General features: G+C 61.5%; 24 protein-coding genes and 2 pseudogenes. 6 read left to right on the forward strand and 20 right to left on the reverse strand.

Going from position 1 to position 20,262, the window contains the following annotated elements:
• Nucleotides 1–12 precede the first annotated feature (12 nt).
• Nucleotides 13–1,386, forward strand: a complete 1,374-nt coding sequence (locus NKI20_RS22020) for a PleD family two-component system response regulator (protein WP_352834171.1) — start codon at nucleotides 13–15, stop codon at nucleotides 1,384–1,386.
• A gap of 45 nt (nucleotides 1,387–1,431) precedes the next feature.
• On the opposite strand, the gene NKI20_RS22025 is transcribed toward NKI20_RS22020, so the two are convergent.
• From NKI20_RS22025 to NKI20_RS22035, 3 genes are read right to left on the reverse strand one after another with little or no spacing between them, the layout of a single operon-like run.
• Nucleotides 1,432–1,926 (reverse strand): Mov34/MPN/PAD-1 family protein, encoded by a 495-nt coding sequence (locus NKI20_RS22025; protein ID WP_352834174.1) that lies wholly within the window; start codon nucleotides 1,924–1,926, stop codon nucleotides 1,432–1,434.
• Nucleotides 1,923–3,602: a ThiF family adenylyltransferase gene (locus tag NKI20_RS22030; protein WP_352834177.1), complete on the reverse strand. Its 1,680-nt coding sequence runs from the start codon at nucleotides 3,600–3,602 to the stop codon at nucleotides 1,923–1,925. The genes NKI20_RS22025 and NKI20_RS22030 overlap by 4 nt, the downstream gene beginning before the upstream one ends.
• Complete coding sequence (locus NKI20_RS22035) at nucleotides 3,595–4,746, reverse strand: CBASS cGAMP synthase (protein ID WP_352834180.1); 1,152 nt, start codon at nucleotides 4,744–4,746, stop codon at nucleotides 3,595–3,597. The genes NKI20_RS22030 and NKI20_RS22035 overlap by 8 nt, the downstream gene beginning before the upstream one ends.
• Before the next feature lie 124 nt (nucleotides 4,747–4,870).
• Here NKI20_RS22035 and NKI20_RS22040 point away from each other — a divergent pair, with 124 nt between their 5' ends.
• Nucleotides 4,871–5,881, forward strand: a complete 1,011-nt coding sequence (locus NKI20_RS22040; protein ID WP_352834182.1) for a CBASS cGAMP-activated phospholipase — start codon at nucleotides 4,871–4,873, stop codon at nucleotides 5,879–5,881.
• A gap of 341 nt (nucleotides 5,882–6,222) precedes the next feature.
• On the opposite strand, the gene NKI20_RS22045 is transcribed toward NKI20_RS22040, so the two are convergent.
• The 3 genes from NKI20_RS22045 to NKI20_RS22055 all read right to left on the reverse strand — a co-directional run bounded on the left by NKI20_RS22045 (nucleotide 6,223) and on the right by NKI20_RS22055 (nucleotide 8,745).
• Nucleotides 6,223–6,831, reverse strand: coding sequence for an RES family NAD+ phosphorylase (locus NKI20_RS22045; protein WP_352834185.1), 609 nt, complete (start codon nucleotides 6,829–6,831; stop codon nucleotides 6,223–6,225).
• Nucleotides 6,832–7,515, reverse strand: coding sequence for an XRE family transcriptional regulator (locus NKI20_RS22050; protein ID WP_352834188.1), 684 nt, complete (start codon nucleotides 7,513–7,515; stop codon nucleotides 6,832–6,834).
• Nucleotides 7,516–7,608: 93 nt separating this feature from the next.
• Nucleotides 7,609–8,745, reverse strand: coding sequence for an RHE_PE00001 family protein (locus NKI20_RS22055; RefSeq protein WP_352834191.1), 1,137 nt, complete (start codon nucleotides 8,743–8,745; stop codon nucleotides 7,609–7,611).
• Nucleotides 8,746–8,965: 220 nt separating this feature from the next.
• Here NKI20_RS22055 and NKI20_RS22060 point away from each other — a divergent pair, with 220 nt between their 5' ends.
• The 3 genes from NKI20_RS22060 to NKI20_RS22070 are packed head-to-tail and all read left to right on the forward strand — an operon-like array spanning nucleotide 8,966 to nucleotide 10,795.
• On the forward strand, nucleotides 8,966–9,208 hold the full coding sequence (locus NKI20_RS22060; RefSeq protein WP_023762657.1) for a type II toxin-antitoxin system Phd/YefM family antitoxin: 243 nt from the start codon (nucleotides 8,966–8,968) through the stop codon (nucleotides 9,206–9,208).
• Entirely contained in the window at nucleotides 9,208–9,621 is a 414-nt protein-coding gene (locus NKI20_RS22065) for a type II toxin-antitoxin system VapC family toxin (protein WP_352834194.1), read from the forward strand. Before NKI20_RS22060 ends, NKI20_RS22065 begins: the two co-directional genes overlap by 1 nt.
• Entirely contained in the window at nucleotides 9,614–10,795 is a 1,182-nt protein-coding gene (locus tag NKI20_RS22070) for a site-specific integrase (RefSeq protein ID WP_352834196.1), read from the forward strand. The genes NKI20_RS22065 and NKI20_RS22070 overlap by 8 nt, the downstream gene beginning before the upstream one ends.
• A gap of 10 nt (nucleotides 10,796–10,805) precedes the next feature.
• On the opposite strand, the gene NKI20_RS22075 is transcribed toward NKI20_RS22070, so the two are convergent.
• The 12 genes from NKI20_RS22075 to repA all read right to left on the reverse strand — a co-directional run bounded on the left by NKI20_RS22075 (nucleotide 10,806) and on the right by repA (nucleotide 18,925).
• Nucleotides 10,806–10,943: a hypothetical protein gene (locus NKI20_RS22075; protein WP_023762660.1), complete on the reverse strand. Its 138-nt coding sequence runs from the start codon at nucleotides 10,941–10,943 to the stop codon at nucleotides 10,806–10,808.
• A gap of 95 nt (nucleotides 10,944–11,038) precedes the next feature.
• The gene (locus tag NKI20_RS22080) at nucleotides 11,039–11,194 is read right to left on the reverse strand and encodes a hypothetical protein (RefSeq protein WP_352834200.1); all 156 of its coding nucleotides are present in this window, start codon (nucleotides 11,192–11,194) and stop codon (nucleotides 11,039–11,041) included.
• Between the two features lie 481 nt (nucleotides 11,195–11,675).
• Nucleotides 11,676–12,107: a plasmid maintenance toxin (PemK-like) gene (locus tag NKI20_RS22085; protein ID WP_352834203.1), complete on the reverse strand. Its 432-nt coding sequence runs from the start codon at nucleotides 12,105–12,107 to the stop codon at nucleotides 11,676–11,678.
• Nucleotides 12,094–12,387, reverse strand: coding sequence for a type II toxin-antitoxin system Phd/YefM family antitoxin (locus NKI20_RS22090; protein WP_352834206.1), 294 nt, complete (start codon nucleotides 12,385–12,387; stop codon nucleotides 12,094–12,096). Before NKI20_RS22090 ends, NKI20_RS22085 begins: the two co-directional genes overlap by 14 nt.
• 303 nt (nucleotides 12,388–12,690) lie before the next feature.
• A complete protein-coding gene (locus NKI20_RS22095) occupies nucleotides 12,691–13,209 on the reverse strand; it encodes an RES family NAD+ phosphorylase (RefSeq protein ID WP_352834209.1) in 519 nt (172 codons plus the stop codon).
• Complete coding sequence (locus NKI20_RS22100; RefSeq protein ID WP_023762666.1) at nucleotides 13,206–13,595, reverse strand: MbcA/ParS/Xre antitoxin family protein; 390 nt, start codon at nucleotides 13,593–13,595, stop codon at nucleotides 13,206–13,208. The genes NKI20_RS22095 and NKI20_RS22100 overlap by 4 nt, the downstream gene beginning before the upstream one ends.
• 242 nt (nucleotides 13,596–13,837) lie before the next feature.
• Complete coding sequence (locus NKI20_RS22105) at nucleotides 13,838–14,023, reverse strand: hypothetical protein (protein WP_352834212.1); 186 nt, start codon at nucleotides 14,021–14,023, stop codon at nucleotides 13,838–13,840.
• Between the two features lie 295 nt (nucleotides 14,024–14,318).
• On the reverse strand, nucleotides 14,319–14,801 hold the full coding sequence (locus NKI20_RS22110; RefSeq protein WP_352834215.1) for an RES family NAD+ phosphorylase: 483 nt from the start codon (nucleotides 14,799–14,801) through the stop codon (nucleotides 14,319–14,321).
• A complete protein-coding gene (locus NKI20_RS22115) occupies nucleotides 14,798–15,229 on the reverse strand; it encodes an antitoxin Xre-like helix-turn-helix domain-containing protein (protein WP_352735002.1) in 432 nt (143 codons plus the stop codon). Before NKI20_RS22115 ends, NKI20_RS22110 begins: the two co-directional genes overlap by 4 nt.
• An 89-nt stretch (nucleotides 15,230–15,318) precedes the next feature.
• Nucleotides 15,319–16,524, reverse strand: a complete 1,206-nt coding sequence (gene repC, locus NKI20_RS22120; protein ID WP_352834217.1) for a plasmid replication protein RepC — start codon at nucleotides 16,522–16,524, stop codon at nucleotides 15,319–15,321.
• A gap of 155 nt (nucleotides 16,525–16,679) precedes the next feature.
• Nucleotides 16,680–17,645 (reverse strand): plasmid partitioning protein RepB, encoded by a 966-nt coding sequence (gene repB / locus NKI20_RS22125; protein ID WP_352834220.1) that lies wholly within the window; start codon nucleotides 17,643–17,645, stop codon nucleotides 16,680–16,682.
• 77 nt (nucleotides 17,646–17,722) lie between these two features.
• Entirely contained in the window at nucleotides 17,723–18,925 is a 1,203-nt protein-coding gene (gene repA / locus NKI20_RS22130; protein ID WP_352834222.1) for a plasmid partitioning protein RepA, read from the reverse strand.
• Between the two features lie 311 nt (nucleotides 18,926–19,236).
• Between repA and NKI20_RS22135 the strand changes: the two are divergent.
• Nucleotides 19,237–19,416: pseudogene (locus NKI20_RS22135) on the forward strand (transposase); the annotation flags it as partial.
• A gap of 152 nt (nucleotides 19,417–19,568) precedes the next feature.
• Here the strand turns inward: NKI20_RS22135 and NKI20_RS22140 are convergent.
• Both NKI20_RS22140 and NKI20_RS22145 read right to left on the reverse strand, forming a co-directional pair.
• Nucleotides 19,569–19,877 (reverse strand): AAA family ATPase, encoded by a 309-nt coding sequence (locus tag NKI20_RS22140; protein WP_352834225.1) that lies wholly within the window; start codon nucleotides 19,875–19,877, stop codon nucleotides 19,569–19,571.
• A gap of 128 nt (nucleotides 19,878–20,005) precedes the next feature.
• Nucleotides 20,006–20,262 (reverse strand): annotated as a pseudogene (locus NKI20_RS22145) (integrase); the annotation flags it as partial.

A 20,262-nucleotide genomic window follows, 5' to 3' on the forward strand; every position in this document is an offset into this window, starting at 1 on the left:
TCTGGGCTTGTCATGACCGCGCGAATCCTCGTCGTCGACAGTATCTCTGCCAATGTGCGGTTGCTCGAGGTCAGACTATTGGCGGAATATTTTGAGGTGCTGACGGCGTCCAACGAGTTTGATGTCATCGAGACCTGTGAAAACGGCAAGGTTGATGTGGTACTGCTCGATGTGAAGATGCCCGACATGGACGCGTTCGCGGTCTGCAAGCGACTGAAGAGCGGTCCGGCGACTTCGCATATCCCCGTAGTTATGATCACCACAATTGACGGGGTTACGGATCGCGTGCGTGGCCTTGAGGCCGGCGCTGACGATTTCCTGACCAAGCCGATCAACGACCTGCAGTTGATGACGCGGGTTAAGAGCCTAGTCAGGCTGAAGTTGCTGACCGATGAACTGCGCCTGCGGGTTTCGACGACCCACGACATCGGTATCGAGGACCTTTTGAACGGTAGGTCCACGTTTGATGGAGCGAATCCGAAAACGCTTCTGGTCGACGAGCGCAAATCTTCCCTCGAACACATCCAGAAAATATTGCACGGCGAGGCCGAGCTCGACATTGCCACCGATCCGGATACCGGCTTCTTCAGAGCTGCCGAAACACCGTATGAGTGCGTGCTTATCTCGACCGCCTTTGCCGATTTCGATCCGCTACGGCTGTGCTCGCAGTTACGTTCGCTCGACCGAACCCGCTTCCTGCCGATCATCCTGCTGGCTGACATAGGCGAAGAGGGGCGCATAATCCGGGGCCTCGAACTCGGCATCAACGACTATCTCACGCGGCCGATCGACCAGCAGGAGCTGAAAGCGCGGCTGCGCACGCAGGTGCGCCGCAAGCGCTACAATGACCAACTGCGCTCCACCGTCACCCAGACCATCGAGATGGCGGTGATCGACTCTGTAACAGGGCTGCACAACCGACGTTACTTAGACAGCCACCTACAGACCCTGTTCGACCGAGCCGTGACCCGCCGACGTCCGCTGTCGATATTAATCACCGACGTCGACCTCCTGAAGTTGGTCAACGACACATACGGCCATGATGCAGGTAGCGACGTCTTGCGCGAGTGCGCGCGCCGGCTGCACAAGAATGTGCGCGGTATTGACCTTGCATGTATATACGGGGGCGATGAATTCGTCGTGGTGATGCCTGATACCAACTGTGCGGTGGCGGAAAGGGTTGCGGAACGCATTCGCGTCGAAATCGCCCAGATGCCGTTTTCCGTCGGCTATGATGGCAAAGCGATCGAAGTCACGGTCAGCATTGGCGTGTCCTCTATCTTCGTGGGGGCCGATACGGTTGCCGGATTGATAAAGCGCGCGGATATAGCCCTGTATGAAGCGAAGACTGGCGGCCGCAATCGCGTGATCGTCCATCTCGAATAATTTGTTCACGGCCTGACGATGTCGAGGACTTGCGCGGGCAATTGTTCATGGCAGGCTCTTTGCCGCGGCCAGGAGTGCGCCAGGCTCGCTGTCCAGAGGCACCGCCTCCACGACTAAGCCGCGTTCGCCGACGGCCCACCAGAGGCTTTCCCATCCGCCAATCAGGAAGACCAACGGGTTGGGGTTCTTCTTCATGATGTCGGCCCACGTTTGTCGATCGCGACCAGAAGGCGTGGGGTGGGGCTCGGGGTGAGTATGCCACTCGCCAACAAAGGTTTCGGTCCTGCCGCTCGCGTGCCACGCTTTCAGCGCCGCAGCCTGGTGGCCGGGATCCCGCCGGTCGAAGCGGTAGCGGCTGCGCACATCGAGCGGCATCGGCACCGTGCACCCCACGACCTCGACATGGCTCCCGCGATAGCTGCCGATCAGGATGCCCCCGGCCTCGTTGCGCCGTTCATCAACGATAAGGAACGCGCCGATCGTGGCCAGGACCACGGGCGCAACCATCACATAACGCTGTTGTGACCATTCGCGGATCACGGATGGCGCGCCCCGCAGGCAGGGCACTGGCCAAGCGGTCCAGGGCTTCCGCTCTTGGTGAGCCGTGCAAGACGTTCATCAAACACCTGGGCCCGGAAATGGTGGAATGCGCGGCCGTTCGACCAGTCGAGGACCATGTCGCATGCCATCGCAGCGGCCGTGACCGGGCGGGTCACCGGAAAGGGCGCAAACGCGGTGTCGCCGCAACCCCGAACATTAAGCAGGGCGACCTCTATACCAGCTTTGAGCGTGGGGAACCGTTCTCCGCCGGCTAGGTCTGTCTTCAGGCATTTGAAACACGCATGATCGGGTGAACCGGTGAGGATGGCCCGGGCCGCAGCGCCGTTCCCGGCAAGCCATACGAACAGTATGGGCGGTGTATCAGGGCGGCCCTGCACCGCATGCGCGTTCAGCGCAATCGAAAACGCTTCCTCGCCGGTCGCGTCGATGACCAAGTCGTAGCTGTCACGGGTCAGGTCGTCCCATGTAAAGTCACGGTTCCGAGCCGTCACGTCGAGAGGCGGAAGCTGGGTCTTGAGGAGTTCGGCTACCCCAACCGCCTTGTTGCGGTCGATGAACGGCACGCCGAGCACATGGCGGCCAAGATTGGCCGGGCTCAGTTTCTCGCTGTCATAAAGGGTCAGGCTACCCCATCCGGAGCCGCAACCACACTGCGCAAGCTGTTGGGCGAGAAACCCGCCAATGGTGCCGCAACCGATGAGGGCGATCCGCGCATTAGAGAGGTCGTAGGCGCCACCCAGATTGCGGCTGAAAACATGTGCGCGGTCGGCCAGAATACCCCCCGCCTGTTCAACTTCGACGTCCTTCGCGGCCTGCGCCAGGATGCGTGGCAGGGCGATGCGCCGGTTGTTCAGGAGTTCCTTTGTACGGAAGCGTGGCGGCAGCGTCGCCCGATAATAGAAATAGCCGTTGTCGGCGGAGAGAACTACCGCGCGAAGCGTACCGCTGCCGGTCGTGAACAGCCTCTCGACCCGGCCGAGGGCTTCTGGCGCGGCGATCTGAAGCCACTTGTTAAGCGCCAGCAACGAGGTCGGCGGCCACGGCAAAGCAGGGTCGACCGACAAGGGATGGTCGATCCGGATCACCTCGACCTGTTCGCCATCGCTCTTGTCGACATGGCGCCTGCGGTCGCGCTCAACAAGCCACGATTCGTCGGTCGCGACGACCGGAACCGGCTCGCCCTCTTCAACAAGAGTAATGTATTTGACCGTAGCAGGGCCCTCGTATCCGTCCGGCAAGTCAATATATGCGCTCACGGCGCCCCAATAGGCCTGGAATTCATCGGCAAAATCGCCATCGGAGCGACCCCGGATGGCGTCACGTAACACTCCCTCGGCTTGGTCGAGGCACTGCAGGACCGTGCCGCCGGGATCGTAGCGGTCAAGGATGACAGCGCCACGGGCATAGTAGCACACTAGGTAATTGGGGCCGATGATATGCGGCAGCTTGCGCGCCGGTGCTTTCCACGAGGCGTGCAACCGAATCGACGGATAGGTGACGAAATCAAGGTCCGTGACGTCGATATCTACAGGGATATCGAGGCCACCGGTGTCCAAAACCCCTGAGAACACAGATCGTTCCGGCAGTCGCCAGTTCCGTTTGAACCCCCGCTGGGTCAGGGCATCATGAACCCTGACGAGGCGCGGGTCAGCCACTCGTCGAGCGTCCGACCACCGGAGCGGCAACTTCCTTGCGCGGCTGGGACAGCACCGTCACGGTTGCGGTTTCGGCGGTGGTCACGAGGTCAGGACGGTCCGGTAGGCGTTCACCGAAGATGAACATCATGTTGGCGACCGCTTCCTTGGCAACCGTGCTGGTCGTCACTGCATGGGACAGGCGTGTATGGAACTCTTCCGCCTTGGATACGGCAACCTTGCGCTGCTCGGCGGCCATCCGATTGAGGTTCTCCGAAGACACGGCGGGATTGGCGATGTCCTGGTTCAGGAGGATCGGCAGCCTCTTGACGACTAGCAGGAGAATTTCGTCCTCGCGGCTCGGCAGCAGCTGGCGGGTTTTCTCCTCAAAGGCCATAAAGGCGCAGGCCATCAGGAGGATCGAGGAGACGCCGTCAAGGTGCGGCTGGTGGTGGTCGCGCCAGGCCTTCAGGTAACGGCAAACGCGACGCAGGACTTCGCCATACGTGTCCACCGCCTCGAGGAACCAGGTGTGGATTTTGCGGGGATCCGAAACGAACCAGTCTTCCTCACGGTGGGCGAGCAGGACGGCATCTTCTGGCAGCGCGTCCCAGCGGTCCGGCCGCTTCGCGTCCTCGATTGCGAGAACATGCTTGTTGACGCGCTCCTGAAGCTGGACAAATTCCGCATCCGGAATGGCGTAGAGCGGAACATCGACGTGCGCCGACTTGGAAATGATCAGCCGCGCACAGGTCGGCTTCCTGACGAAACGCCAGCCGTCTTGCTGGGCGGCGAGTTCGATCAGCGCGTTGTCGACGAACTGAAAGAACGCATCGGCCGCCACGGAGGGCTTGGATCGACCGACGGGCCCCGGTCCCTTCACGAAGGACATGGGCAGGTAGCAACCGTCGTCCAGGTCCTTCTGCTGCGGCGGCGTCCAAGCCGGGTCGTTCAGTGTCTTGTAGGCGTGGCTGCCCTGCGTGAAGAAGCGCGGCCTGATCGCCAGGCCGAATGCAGCAACGCCGCCTTTTTCGAAGGCGGCGCGCAGGTGGTCGCGGATCAGTTGCCGGGCAAGGCGCAAATCGTCGTCCTCGGCCTTGATGTTGGCGAGGAAATGCGGTGCCGACGCGGTACTGGAGTAGAGAAGCTTCGAAACATTAGCCATAGAATTACCCGTCCCTTGAAATCTACCCAGCGAATCGTCATGTGGGAATCAGGGTTCGATTATACTAGGGTTCGTGACAAGAACAAAATCGGAACCCTGTGGAAAACCTTGGAGGGCGGAACCATTGTCGTTTCATATCCTTAGCTTGAGTGGCGGCGGCTATCGCGGCCTTTTCACGGTTTCTATACTCGAACGAATTGAGCAACGGATCGGACGGCCCATCGGCGAGTGTTTCGACATGATCGCGGGCACGTCCATCGGGGGCATCATCGCCATCGGTCTTGGGATGGGAAAAACAGCCAAGGAGATCCGCGAAACGTTCGAAAGCGAGGGATTGAAAATCTTCCCTCACCGCGCGCCTCCGCGGACGTTCCTTGGCGAGTATCGGGCCAAGTACGACATGTACAGCAGCGGGCCGAAGTATGATCCAGCCCCGCTGAAGGCGACCGTCGACAAGGTGGTTGGCGCCACGACCCTGCTTGGCGAAGCCAAAAACCGGCTGCTCATTCCGGCGGTGAACATGACCAAGGGCAGCGTCCAAATGTTCAAGACGCCGCATCACCCCAATTTCGTGATTGATCTGGCTCGCAACGCAGCCGAAGTGGCCATGGCGACGTCGGCTGCACCGTTTTACTTCCCGCTGGCATCAATGGGTGACAGTTTCTACGTCGACGGTGGTCTTGTCGCCAACTCTCCCGACATCTGCGCGGTCCACGAGGCGATCAATTTTTGCGGCCAGAAAGTCGACGACCTTCGCGTGCTGAGCATCGGGACCACCACAACCGGGTTTTCGCTTCCGAAATCCCTCGGTAGGTCTCTATCTGGCAAGGACTGGCTGACCAACGAACGGCTGATCTCCACCATCATTTCCTCGCAGCAGCAGATGGTTGATTTCATGCTACGGCATCAGCTGGGGGATCGCTATCTGCGCATCGACGCTCAGCCTTCGGCCGACCAGGCCGTCGACCTTGGCATGGACATCGCCACGCCCGACCGGCGGGCCACCCTCCTTGGCCTCGCCGAGGGCGAATATCAGAAGCATGCGGGTTCGTCCTTCATTGCGGCAGTGTTGGCCCATCGGCCCCCACCGATCGATTTCTCTTCGCAACTGGCCGCGGCGAAGCCTCGCGCCTAACTGTTTCGCCGGCGCCAAGGGTCGCGTGCGGTGCCTCGGCCTGACGGGCGGCCGCGGAACTCACAGCGCGAACCTATCGTTCAATTCCCTGGTGCGCCAAAGGGTGAGTTCCTGACGAGTGAGGTTTTGCGCAAACGCTTTGCAGAATCGTCAACACCCGATGCAATACAGGTAGGTGCGGACTATTTTTGAGCCGGTTACACAACGGCAGCTATTGCTATCGGCACTCGGGAGCCGCCCTTCCGCTTCCGGCCCGCACCGGTCGTTGCGTTGCTCCGGCTTAGTGGATGCTTCTGGCGCTACAGCCATCTTCGCATGCGATACGGATACGAGCTGCATCTTCACACCAACCCCACCCTGAAATCCTCCAGAACCTGAGCCAGCCCTCGCGCGCCGAGAAGGGTCACAACACGCCTCGCTTGAAGCTTCGGTACCGCGCGATCGTAAATGGCAAGATTGGTCGCCTCGTTGAGGCGCGAGGGATAAATGATCCCGTCGGGCGCGGATGGGTGCTCGTGAAACACCAGTGACCACCGGCGTGCCAGGTTCTGGCGCTGTGCCCGAACGACATCGGTCGGCACACCCATGCGAACGGCATTGTCGCCTCTGAGATCGACCAGGCGTAGGTCTGTCGTGGTCGCGATCTCCGCATAGCGCCGCTGGGTCAGTTCCACCTCCTCTATGGGAAGATCGTCAAGGATTCCTTCGCGGCGATCGCGGAGCACGGTCTCGAGGAAGCACACCTTCAGGGAGTCACCGACGTAAAGAACGCCAAACCGATTGGCGTCAACGCGGCGCCGCGGATCGCTGAATCGGCTCGGCGACTTCCCGTACCCCAACGGATCGGGATAGGTGCTCCAGTAGATCCGGCCGAATGTCCGACCCGGCGATATGGTCTCGACTTCGAGCTTTGCGCGCCCGAAATCGGGTGGAGGTGGAACGCCCGGCATTCAGTCGAAATCGCCCCTGGCCATGCCTTCCGCCGCGGCCAAAACCGAGGCGTCATCGCCTTGTTGAAGGGCTCGAAGGCCGGTCCGCCCATCGAGGGCGCCATGGCGCGACACCAGAAACCGATAGACGGCCCAGGCACTATTGCCCAACATGGCATGCAGCGCCGGCAAGGCGCCGAAGGGACGACCGTCCTTGTCGAGTTGCCAGACAGGAAAGCGGAAACCGCGTTTGGCGCCATCGATCCCGAGCACCTGTCCGCTTTGCCGCCTGGCGTTGACCGTCACCCGCGACGTGCCGAGCAGCTTGGCAAAGGCATCCGCGCTCAGCATGTCCTCGCCGGCGACAATTTCGGCGACACGCTTGCGGCCACGCGCGCGCGCTCCGGCAAGAGCCGCCTCGAGATCGGCATCCATGCCCGTGTCCTCGACGGGAAAGATGTCGACTGAGGCGATCGGTTGCTCTTCGACCGGCGTGATCGTCTGCGCATCAGCCGCCGCATCGACCTCTACCCGAAACGATACGCGATGGCCGATCTTGCGGCTGCGAGCGATCGCTTCCTGATAGCGTTCGAGCACTACCTTCTTGAAGACTGCCTGTGCCGGCAGCTTCGTGGTGAAACTCAGGGCGGCGACTGCCGCATGCGATGCGGTCCCGCTATGATTGCTGCGTTTTGGAGCGGCCATGATGAGAACCTCCTGCTATCACCCAATATGGTTGCAGATCGCAAGTTCGTCAAGTTCGACAATTTCGTAAAGTTGGTAGCAAATGGCTGCGGACTAAACAATTCCCCAGGCACGAAACCTTCCCCTGCCCGTCATCTCGCGCACGCCAAGCTCGCCGATCAGGTTGAGCGCCCCCTGTTTTGTCAATTTTAGCCGCTCCTGGATCATGCCCGTCGAGACGAGCGGCCGCGACAGCACCAGCTCGACCAGGTCGGGCAGTTTCGAGCTGGCGCGGCGGTCGCGGAGTTTTCGCTCCATCTGGCTTTTGGCCAGCACCAGCCGATCGTGTTCCTTCAGGCCAGCCACTGCGGCGTCGTGAATGGCATCGAGCGAGGCGAGCAGCCGATCGCCGCGACTGCGCGCCCGCCGCCGCTCGCGCGGAATGTTTTTGGCGCCGAGATGAATGCAAGCGAGATGGTGGGCGGCGAGACCTTCCTGTCGCAGCAGCGCGGCAACCAGCAGCGGCCCGAGCCACGTGGCATGCTGCAGCACCTCGATGTCCGACCAGGCTTCGAGCAGGACCGCAGCGCGCAGCACGACTGGTTGCGCCCGCGTCCCGGCGAGCACAGCCTGCCATTCGGCCAGCCGTTCTTCCTCATTCCAGTCGAGATCGTAGATCAGGCCGTTTTGCGGCTCCGGCCGATTGTCCGGGCGCGCCGCTTTCGCCGGCACGTCGGCGCCGCTGAGAATCTTCGATGAGCGCGCCAGGACGGCATCGATCTCGGCAAATTCTTCGGCCAGCAGATCGGCCTCAGCGTCATCGCGATCGTCGGCTTCCACAGAGGCAGTTCCAGCCCCCTCCCCGTCCCGGCTTTGGCCCGCAGCCGGCATGGCGCCGCCGCGACCGGTCAGCGCCAAAAAACCGTCGCGGCTGAGCGCCCAGTCCGGCTTTTGCGCAAAAATCCGCCGGCGGGTTCGCAGCACCGCGTGCGCGCGCGTCAACTCGTGGGTTGGGGTGCGGATGTCCATGTGGGCGTCGTGCAGCACGAGGTCCTCGAGGTGGACGAGTTCGCCCTCGAGCCAGAGCGCGGAAGCCGCGTCGGCAAAATGCTGGCGCTCGACAAAGCCGTCGCGGACCGGCGAACGGGCGACCCGCTCGTCGAGGCGGACCAAAACCTCGGTCGCGCGGGCAACCGGCCCGATCAGGGTTTCCAGGGGCAGTTTGTCGAGCGTGTAAGCCATTGTTTTCATGATGGCTGATTCGCGTTGGTCAAGCTAGTGAGCTTATCACTGGACTTACATCGTGTTTCTTCAGGGAGAAAAATCACTATCGATAATGACCTCTTATCGATAGTGACAAGACCAACTCTTGACCAACCGCCGAAAATCGCGCTAGCGTCGTCCAAATTGCCGATCGTCGTACCGTTCCACGCTCCGCTCGACGAGAGCGCTATGCCCTCAGGAGAAACCCATGACCATCACCGTCAAGGTCGGAGAGGCCAAGACGCACCTGTCCGACCTGCTGGCCAAGGTCGAAGCCGGCGAGGAGGTCATCATTTCGCGCGGCAACGATCCGATCGCCAAACTGAGCCGAATCCCCAAGACCAACGACCTTGGCGCCCTGATCGAGGAAGTCCGCGCCGCGCGGGCCCGGGCCCAGCCGGTCACCGCCGAGGAGATTCTGGCCTGGAAGCATGAAGGCCATCGCTTCTGATGGTGTTCGTGCTTGACACGTCCGTCGCCGCCGCCTGGCTGCTTCCGGAGGAACACAGCGAGGCGGCCGAAGCGCTGATTGGCGCTCTGACCGCACAAGGCCCGGTGCCGTCGCTGTTCTGGCACGAGGCGCGCAGCATCGTCCTGATGGCCGAACGCCGCGGCCGCATTGCCGCGGGCGAGGCAATCGCGGCGATGGGCCGGCTGCGTCGCCTGCCGCTCGAGGACGCGGGAACGGGCGGGGACGGGCCTGTCTTGGCGCTGGCGGCACGCCATGGGCTGAGCGCCTACGATGCCGCCTATCTGTCACTGGCCATGGAGCGGACGCTTCCGCTCGCCACACTGGACCGCAAGCTGGTCGCGGCGGCACGGGCCGAAGGCGTCGAGATCCTCGGTCCTCTCGCCAATGGCTGAACCCGCGGCCCCACCCTTCGGCGTAGCGAAGCCCGCCGGCGTCGGGCGGCGGGCCGAAGCGCTCGACGCCCTGGACTCGGTCCTGCCCTTCGACCGCCGCGATGTTCTGGCCGGACTGCTGACCGACGACGACGTCGCAACCCTGCGTCACCTGGCCAAGCAAGGCATCGGCGCAAATTCCTTGCGCGCGCTCGCCTCCGACCTCGGCTATCTCGAGGCCTGGTCGCTCGCCGCCACCGGACTATCGCTGCCCTGGCCGGCGCCCGAGGCGCTGCTGATCAAATTCGTGGCGCATCATCTGTGGGATCCCGCAAAGCGCGAAACCGACCCAACACACGGCATGCCCGAGGACGTAGCCACCGCGCTGAAGTCGACCGAGCTGCTGCGCGTCGACGCTCCGCACGCCCCCAGCACCGTGCGCCGGCGGCTGTCGAGTTGGTCGACGCTGACCAAATGGCGCGGTATGAGGGGAAAGTTCAATGGGCCGGGGCTGCAGAGCGCCATCAAACTGGCGGTGCGCGCCAGCGCCCGCCCGCGCGGCCGCAAGAGCAAGAAGGCTGTGACTGCCGACATTTTGGCCGCCCTCCTGAAGGCTTGCGCCGGCGACCGGCTCGTCGACTTGCGCGACCGCGCCCTTCTCATCGCCGCCTTTGCCTCCGGCGGCCGCCGCCGCAGCGAGATTGCTGCTCTGCGCGTCGAACAGCTGGTCGAGGAAGATCCGGTGCCGGCCGACCCCAAGGATCCCGATGCCGAAACGCTCCCGTGCCTGTCGATCCGGCTTGGCCGGACGAAGACGACACAAGCCGACAGCGACGCTTACGTGCTGCTGGTTGGCCGGCCGGTAACGGTGCTGCGGTCGTGGATGGAGCGCGCCGGCATCACTGAAGGCGCCGTGTTTCGCGGCATCGACCGTTGGGGCAACCTCGATAAGCGGGCGTTGACGCCGCAGGCGGTCAATCTGATCCTGAAGCGCCGCGTCGCCCAGGCCGAGCTTGATCCGCAAGCCTTCTCCGCCCACGGCCTGCGCTCCGGCTATCTCACCGAAACCGCCCGCCGCGGCATTCCGCTGCCTGAAGCCATGCAGCAGTCGCAGCATCGCTCGGTGCAGCAGGCGTCGAACTATTACAACGATGCCGAACGCACGCTCGGGCGGGCAGCGCGGATAATCGTCTGAGGCCTCGTTCTTAAAGAAACTCGGGCCAGGGCAGGCGCCAGGTGTTGCCGAGCACATCATTTTCGATATCGACCAGCGGCCAGCGCGGGCCGGGGCCGGTTGCCTCGTCTCTTCGACCAAGCTCTCGCAGCACCTGACCTGCCGTCACTCACCACGCCAGCCAGTCATGGCGATCCTGGGCGATCCGTTCGATGTGCGCGCGACAAAGCTGCGGAAGTCCTCCGGTGAAGTCGATGTTCTGCGTCAAAGCGGCATCGTCGCAAACACCTTGCCGGGCCATGGATTCCTGATCTCCGGCTCGAAGAGGTTGGGCGGAACGCGAACGATCCTGGGCGCCGTCCAGGAGAAGGGTTCCAGAAGAACGACACAGCTGCCGTTGATTTCCTGGCCTGACGGCATGATCTGGTCGCCCTCGGTGCGTCCCCGGCCTTGGATTGGCGCTGACGATTGAAGCCGAAAAACGCCCCTGCCTTGCGCGAGTGCTTCATCGCCAGGACAGCTGGTCCTTCGGCAGCCGGCCGCGGCTATCTTGTGCGGAAGATGCGGACCCCAGTGCCAAAGCACCAGGTTGCGATCTTCCATCTCGGCACCGGAAGCAAAGCTCGACACCAGCCACGATGAAGTCAATCTCGCCCAGGCCCTCGAACGCGAATTTCTGAAACTCCTCCCGTCGCCGTCATATGCGGCAGGACCCGTGCTGAAGCTCAGTTGGCTCTTGGATACGAAGCTGCAGCGCGAGATCGGCGGTGGCGCGATCGGTTCCGCGTCGACCTCACCAAAGGCTCTGAAGATCCCTCCCCGCGAAACCCGCCTGGAAGACGCCTTGATGGAGACTGCCCCTGCCCTGACGCCGCCCGGCATGCCGCACCGCCAGCCGGAGTTACGCCGTGCGCGGCGTGCTCGTGTGCGCCCGGCCTGTCGCAATGGCGGCAAACTGGCGCTTGACCGCGGCAAACAACGCTGGCGGCAGCGGCCCGTAATAGCCGCTCTCTGTCTCCAGCGGCCGGATGTCAGGCCCCGGCCAGGCGAACCGGTTGCTTTCCGTCAAAACGATCCACGACCGCTCGCCATCAAGCCGCAAGCGCAGCTTGACCGCAGCCGGAATCTCAATGGCATCATCGGGATCGGACGGCGGCGTGTGGGTGATCGGCAGGACCCGCACGACCGGCGAGCCGTCCTCCTGCATGGCGACCAGCGCCAGCACCAGGCAGGGCCGGTCCTTGCCGCCTTCTTCACGGCCCTCGCGGTGTTGCCAATGCCAGAGGTAGGAATAACGGAAGACGTGGCCGATCTTGATTTCAGCCGGCAGCATCTTTTGCCGTCAGGCCCTTTGACCCGGAGAGCTCGTCGTTGAGATGGTCAAGACCCGGCTCCATTTCGGAGGCTTCGACCGCGGCGACTTCGTCCGCGCCGAGCTCCGCTGTCAGCTCGACCCGGCGGTCGCGCTTCAACAGCCGGACAAAATCCTCGTAGGCCAGCAGCACAGTGCGCGGGCGGCCGTTCTTGGTGATGATGACCGGGTCGCGGACGGCGGCATCCTGATAGGCGCCAAAATTTTTCGAGACGGCGGCGGCGGTGACGGTGGTGGTCATTGGCGAAACTCCTTCTTCCGGAATATACGGGGTTTGCGGGCTTTCCGCAAGTTCGGGGCGCAGCGGGGCGCCAACGCCAGACGGAAACGAGCCCGTGAAAGAGCAGCTTCCCAAGACCAAGACGTGCCGAGGGGCTCGATGCGCTTGAGACGGTGCTGCCGTTCGATCGGCGCGAGTTTTTGGCCGGTCCACTGACCGACGAACGACGATACGCGACCTGGCGAGGGAAGGGATGCCCTCGATGCGTCGCCCCGGCCTTGGATTGGCGCTGACGCCCACAGCCGAAAACGCCCCTGCCGTGCTTCATCGCCAGGACAGCTGGTCCTTCGGCAGCCGGCCACTCGGGTCGAATACAGTTACCTTGTGCGGAAGATGCGGACCCCAGTGCCAAAGCACCAGGTTGCGATCTTCCGTCTCGGCACCGGGAGCAAAACTCGGCACCAGAATGCCGGCGATGCCTTGCGGCCGCAGTCGGTCATGGATGGACCATGACGCCGGGCGATCTCCATCGCTGAGAGCCGTCGCCCAGGCGCAGGCCATGTCCTCGCGCGTGACGGAGAATTCTTTCCTCGCCTGCTCTGTCGTCAGGTCCGCAATGTCGTCGCAATCAACTTCGTAGGAGCACAGCACGCAAGGATCGATCCGATGCGCGAAACCCTGGTTGGCTTCCTTGACCGCTGTCATGACGGTCAGCGCCAGATAAAGCGCCGGCACACCCTTGGGATTGAATCGGGCACCCCGGATCGCCGCTCCATCACCGGAAGTCGGCTTGAATGCCCAACGTGGATCGTGCGTCCTGTAGCAGGTTCCGGCAAACCTCACGCAAAGCCGCCAACGGCCATGTGATCGAGGTAGTCACGCACCGCAGCGGCCTTTCCATCCTTCACGAGCGCTTCGGCCGTGCGTCCGCCGAATGCCGGAAGCGGCTGGGCCCGATACCAGGCCATCGCCTGTTCCTTGCCGCCCGCCCAATCCATCACGCGGCTGATAATCTCGAGCATTTCCCGCAGACGTCCCTGTGTCCTTACCGTCCGGCTGCGCTCCGACCGATAGAGGGTCTCGCGAGCAAGACCGGCGGTCTGAGCCAGCTGGCCCTTGGACATGCCAAAACCGTCCGCGACCTGCTCGATCGCGATCTTCCCGTTGCGGTCCATATAGGACAAGACGAGAGGTTCATTCTGCACGGGTAACTTCGGTGCCTGGCCCATAGCAGCTCATTCACCACATAAATCGTCATATTTTATGTGCAGAAGATATGGCATTTCTCAATCGCTTTCAAGTCCGGAGCCGAACCAGCTTGAGCGCCTGCATGAGTGGACACCAAGGGGAGGTGCTCAACGGACGGAGTCGTAGTCGGGAAACGGCTCAAGCCCGAAGGCCTGGCCTCGTCGCAGAACCAGTCATTGTGACCTGGATCCGAGAAACTTCGTCGCTGCTGCGGGGACCCTCGTCAGTTCAAAGTCCGCGACTGACGCTCGACATCTCCGAGCCGCTTATACGCCATCCATGCATCGGCGGCGACGGCGCTGCCGGCTCGCGCCAGCCAAGCCGCGCGATCGGCCTCATCAAGTGAGTTCCACCACACCATCCCGGCGGTTTCATCGGGTGTCGGCTGTCGGTCGTCTTTGTTCTTCATGTCCTCGATCCTTGCATACGGTGTCCTTGCCGACAAGCGCTGCTGCCACAAGTCCACGCCCTATCCGCGGATTAAAGCCTGAGCCCTCCTCCGCAAATCCCGGTATCCACACACCCTCCGCTCATCATCGTTGTCGCGCCATGCCTTCAGCGCCGCCATCAGCATGGGCGGTATGGAAATTCCCTGCTGTTGCTTTTTTGGCCAGCACACGCAGATAGCCGCCGGCAAGGCTGATCTGGATCCCCTGCGATGGCCATCAAAGCCTTGGTTGTAGTCGACACAAAGCCCCTCCCCGTCACGTCCCAAACAGCCGCCGGTCCCAATAGACGGGTTGGTGCAGACTTGTCTGGATCCTCGAAAACTCCGGATGCGCCGGATTGATCAGCACATTGCAATCGAAACGCGCTACAACACTCGGCACCAGCAGGATGACGCTGCGCCGTTCTAAACACCAGGTTTCGCCAAATCCCTTGCTCACCGTCGCCGGCATCGTGTCCCAGCCGGGCAGTGACGGCTGCGAAAAGACCTCGTAGCTCAGCCCGCGCGGGATTGTGATTTCGATGTAATGCTGGTTGGGCGGCAGTCGGCCGCTGCCATGCACCAGCTTTTCCAACAAGGCCGTCGAATAATGCTCGCTGGTGTAGATGATAGGGCTTCCAGGCGTGCTCCATCGCCCTGGCGCGATTGTCGAGCCGGTCGCGTCGAAGATCGGGTAGGTGCCGGCCGGATCGCCGATGCGAAAGGACGATAGCGTGCGATCGAGAGTCTGCGCCGTCACGCAGCACTGCCGTACTTCAGACCTGCGAGGATCTCGACCACCATTTCGGCGCCGAACTCACTCAGGATAACGAAGTCGATCGGTCGCTTGTCCTCAATCATCGGGTGCGGCCGAAACAAGAAATCGCGCGCTTCCTCTTCGTTCTGCCAGACATCGACAGCAAGACCCCAGACCCGCGCCACGCGGGCCAATCGTGTGCCCTCGTCCGGCGAGAGACGATGTACCGCCTTGCGCCGCTCGTAGGTCGCCTTTGGGACCAGCCGGTATTTGAACTGAGCATCGCCAGGCGCCAGAAGATGCGCAACGCGCTCGAGCGCGCCGATGGGAAGTCCATTCTCGATCCGGGAAATCAGCCCGAAAAGCGACCGCGACGCCACCTCCTTAACGGGTAGCCCCAACACGTCGGCGACGTTTCCGAACGCCAGCATTCTCACTCTCCATTCCATGTGAGGCAAAACATAGCCTCACATGATGCGCCATGCCAGCCCCGCATCAGCGCGAACCGATCCGCCAACGGTTACCCGGTCATTTTTGCTGTCATGCCGTTCGCCTTCAACGCCGCCATCAGCATGGGCCCCACCGAAAACTCCCCTGCCTTCGCCTTTTCGGTTAGAACCCGCAGATAACCGCCGGCCGAGTTGATGTGCTGCGCCCTTTGCAAGATGCAGGCAATCACGATGGCGGCGGTCTCCTGGCCCATCACATGGCAAGCCTCCTCGTATGCTGAGGGCGAAATACCAAGGTAGCCCCGTACCTGGACGGCGGTAATCATCAGATCGCGCCAGTTTCCGATGCCGTGCACGGCATAGTCTGAAATTTCCGGGCAGGCCTTCAGCACAAGTCCTATCGGATAGCTTTTCGGTTTCTCGGCGGCTGCCTGCCTTGGCTCGACCGCCGCCCTGCTTTTCTCCAAAGCCGGTTCAAATACAAAAATGGAGTCTGTGTTTGAATCAGATTGCTGCCGCTCATTTTGGGACTCATTGGCGCCAGGATTCGTGGCATTCATGAAGTTTTCCAACATCATGTCCACTTCGTCGTGAAGTCTGGTCAGTTCGGCAGCGATCGCCTCCAGTTCGCACAGCCCTGCCCGGCGCGGGATTACATCTACAATGGCTCTGAACCGTCTCCAGACGGCTCCCCAGTCGCCAGGAACGCCCTCTTCGATTGCGACCTCGACGAGCTTGTGGATGTCGCGACGATGGAGCGTGATCCGCTCCCTCATTAGCCGGAGCGCCTGGCTGTCGGCGCGCACCTGTTCGGCAGCTTGCTGAAACTCAGCCGCCCGCGTCAGCAGCGGCGCCAGCGAGAACCCGAACGCCTCCTCAATGGCACCACCCTTCCCTTTCCGGGCGAATCTTTTGCCGTTAGGGCTGTCGCGGCGGATGATCAGGCCGCAACTCACCAGCTCGGCCAGGTGTCGCCGCAATGTGGAACTGGGCATGCCATGTGTGCGCAGCGACAACTGTGCGTTCGAGGGAAAGACCATCAGGCCGTTTTCCTCGCTGATCTGGTCGTCCGGATAGAACGACAAAAGCCCGCTCAGCACGGCGAGCGCGCGATCTCCCACACCTACGACGGTCTTGCCTTCGCACAACCATCGATAGACCTGCCACTTCTCGACGAGCGCCCCGTCAGGAATCTGTCGTGATGCCGCGTTCGCTTGCACCAGCGCAAGCGTCATCGGCCGCCGCCCAAAGGGCGTCGTTGCATACGCACTCTCCATTTCCCTCACCTTTCAAAAAGGCAAAAGAAATCTGCTCGCCGAAACGACGCCACGACTCTTGACAGTGATTCGGGGAAATGCGATTCTCAGCTTGCTACAGACTTGAGAAGGGCTTCCGCGACGGTGACGTTCGGGGGCCTTTTTCTTTTGCGGTCTTAGTCTCCTGTTTTCTTCGCCATTTCCGATTCCCGAAAAGCCTCGAAAAGCTCATCGAGTTTGCCGGCAATGAATGCGCCGAAGGGCGACGCTTCCTTGGACTTCAAGGCAAGCGTAAACACTTTTCCGGTGTCGGTGATCTTGGCTCGAACTGATTTGTCCTGGGGTACCCAGGCCCGCTCCTGGGGCTTCGATGGCGCCTGCGGGCGCTTCACCGGGGCGCTCACAAACTCGAACAGACGGGCAAAACGGGCCTCACTGCCTGGCTGCGCGAAATCGGCGATTGCCACGCACTCCTCTGCCCTCGCAGCCGCACCAGGATGCTCCATGAGCTTGGCAAGCTGCCACCAGCGGTCTCGGCCAATGCCCTTGGCCGCGCCCACCGCAACAATCACCTGCTCTGGAATGATGCCGATCACGGAACGCATCTTCGAGAAGGTCGTATCGTCGAGCGCAAGAGCTGATTTCACCGTCTCAGGCGAATGGCCTCGCTTGAGAACGCGGTCTGCAAAAAGCGTCCGCTCGATGAAGGACAAATCGGCTCTGGCGGCGTTCTCCTGGCCTTGGGCGATCACATGGTCCCTATCGTCCATCTTCTTGACGACAGCGCGTACAGGCCTTTGCAACTGCCGGGCAACCCTGACGCGCCTGTGGCCAAAGACCGTCTGAAAGCGCCCCGAAGTCTCAGGGTGCGGTCGGACCAGGATCGGCGAATCCTGCCCTCGTTCACGAATTGCCGTCAGCAACTCCTGAAACGCCTCATCGTCATCGTCCATACGGTCCGAGACGAATGACGTGTCGACCAAAGCCGGATCGAGATCGACGACTGAACTCTTCGAGAGCTCCTCGAATGACTGTATGATCGACCGTGATGCGCCACGAACGGCGTAGCTCGAGACGTCCTGGCCATCGGCAATTGCCGTTGCGGGTCCCATGACGCTGCCGAAAATGTCCTTGCGTGCCATTCAATCGCTCCGATTTGCGGTTAGTCGACTGATTTCACGAGCGAAATTTCCACTTTTTACTGCCGTAAACTTCGCTGTCATGACCGCCCCCAAGCGCGATGGACAAGAGCGGTGATCTCCGAGTTCACCGCATCCAGCGATTCTAGCGCCCGGTCATAGGTAGAGCGGGTAAAGGACGATCTCTCGACTTCGTAGAGCGTCTGTTTCGTCAGACCGGCGTCCGAAATCGCCGTCGACTTGAGCATGGGATTGTCGAGGATCTGGCCGGCAAGCATGGATTGCATGAAGCCGACCATCTGCGCTTGCGGAATGTCCGTCGGTTCGTAGCGCGTAATCAGGTAGCGAAACCAATCGAGCTCGATCGCCGCGCCGGCGGCTTTGATGGTCTTCAAAATTCCGCCGAGCATCAACAGGAACTGGCTCATCGACATCAGGTCGAGCATTTGAGGATGAACGGTGATGAGAACGGATGTCGCCGCCGACATGGCGGTCAAGGTCAGATAGCCGAGCTGCGGAGGACAATCGACAACAACGACGTCATAGCGGTCGTCCACCTCCGACAGCGCCTTTGCGATCCTGGTGAAGAATTGCCGGCCAGCACTGGACGATTTATCCTGCATGGCGAGCGGCGTGTCGTACTCGTATTCCTGCAGCTCGAGATTGGCCGGAATGATGTCCAGCCCAGGAAAATTGGTCGGCACGATCACATCGGAGATCGGCCGGCGCTCGTCATCGTAACGGATCGCCTCATACAGCGAGAGGTTGCGATCGAGCTCCGGCTGGAAGCCATGCAGGGCGGAGAGCGAAGCTTGCGGGTCGAGATCGATCGCAAGGACACGGTGGCCGGTCAGCGCCAAATGCTGGGCGAGGTGGGCGGCAGTCGTTGTCTTGCCGCTACCGCCCTTGAAGTTGACGACGGCAACGACCTGGAGCTTGTCGCCAGGCTTGCGATGGGGAACATACTTCTTGACCTCGGTCCTGCCATGCTGGTCCAGGAAGTGGCGAAGTTCGAGCATCTGAGCGGCCGTGTAGGAGCGTCGGCCGGAAGGGACTTGGTCAGGCAAAGGTCCCTTGCCTTCGAGGTGAAGCCGCTTCAGATTGTTTTGCGATACGCCAAGATAGTGGGCGACTTCCGCCATCGAAAACGGACGCAGCGTCTTCGTCGCATTGGGTGGAAATTTCTCCATGCGAAGCTGATTGAGGCGTCGCGATATTTCTGCACCCTGCTCGAGAATCTTATCGTCGAACTCGAAGCGTGGCAGCCGCATGGCGATATTCATTCTCGTCGAAACCTGAATTGGCGCTTTTTGCGATGAAACTATTCAACAAGCGCCATTAAGCTCCGATTCGGAAAGCCCGGCAAGAAGTTTTAGGTAAACAGAAGGTTAACGCCACCAGCCGACATTCTGACTGCCGAATACCAATATCGTCGCGATAGCGGCTGCTCGTCCCTCGAAGCAAGAACTCTCCCCATCCAGCTCGCTAAATACATGTTTTTTCTGCCACAAAGACCATTATTTACGGCAGTAAAATCGCGTTCGTCACCGGGCAAAAAAGGGTTGCAACTGCCGACGGGCGCAGGCAAGGCCCAGCCCGCTTGCTGGAGACCATTCCTGGTGTCGGCTTTGTCACGGCCCCGGCCTTTGCTTCTATCGTCCCTGACCCGGAGGTTTTCATATCAGGTCGGCATTTCGCCGCCTGGCTCGCCTTGATGCCGGGACAAAATTCATCGGCCGGCAAGCCTCGCCTTGGCCGCATCAGCAAGCAGGGAAGCTGCTCATTCTCGGCGCGACATTGGGGATGGGGGCGAGTTGGATGGGTGGCCTATTGCGGCGTCGGCCGCCAAACGTTATTGCCATAGTTCTTGCCAACAAGATGGGCTCGCCTTGCATGCTCATCAGGCAACCTAAGGATTGCGTTGTATCAGTTTAAGAGCTGATTGGGCGTTGGTCCCGCGCCAGAAGCGGACCCCAGCAGCAGAAAGCGCCCGGTCTTCTTGCCGCTGCGGCGACCGCGGTCGATCAAGCCACGGAGATTCTGGAACAGGTTTGGAAGCCGGTGGACCTCATTGAGGTTCACCAACTCGTCCTCATGCTCGGCAAGGTAGAGCTCCGGTTCCGCGAGCTTGGCTCTGTCCGCATCGGATTCGAGATCGAGACAGATCGACGGCCGAGACTCGGCTATTTCGAGCGCGAGCGTAGTCTTGCCGACCCGCGGCCCAATCAGCGCCACCGCGGGTGTCTATCAGTTGGCCAGTTGCGTTTCGATGCGGCGCTTCATCATCCTCGCAATTATGGAGTTCAGTTCTCGATTTGGAAGGATGACAAACGTTGGCGCGCAAGGCCGAATTTGGGAATGGCAGGGGAGGGGACTTCGTCCTCTATAATCCTGGCGACGGTGGCGATATGCCGATCCTTCCAGTCGAGCGGACGACCGCGTTGCGAATAGTTCCAGGTCAGTCGACAGGCGGCGCTCAATGGTCGACACACGTCCCTTGCCGATCCTGAGCCTGGGCCGTGATGTAGTGGCCGACAACTTGCGGATCTGGCGGCAGCGGGTCAAACGCCTGGCGCCGGCACCAGGCGGAAAGAATGCTTCCAGTCCGCGGCATAGGCGC

Origin of the sequence: Mesorhizobium sp. M0830 (genome assembly GCF_040319965.1) — a bacterium.
Classification (GTDB): domain Bacteria; phylum Pseudomonadota; class Alphaproteobacteria; order Rhizobiales; family Rhizobiaceae; genus Mesorhizobium.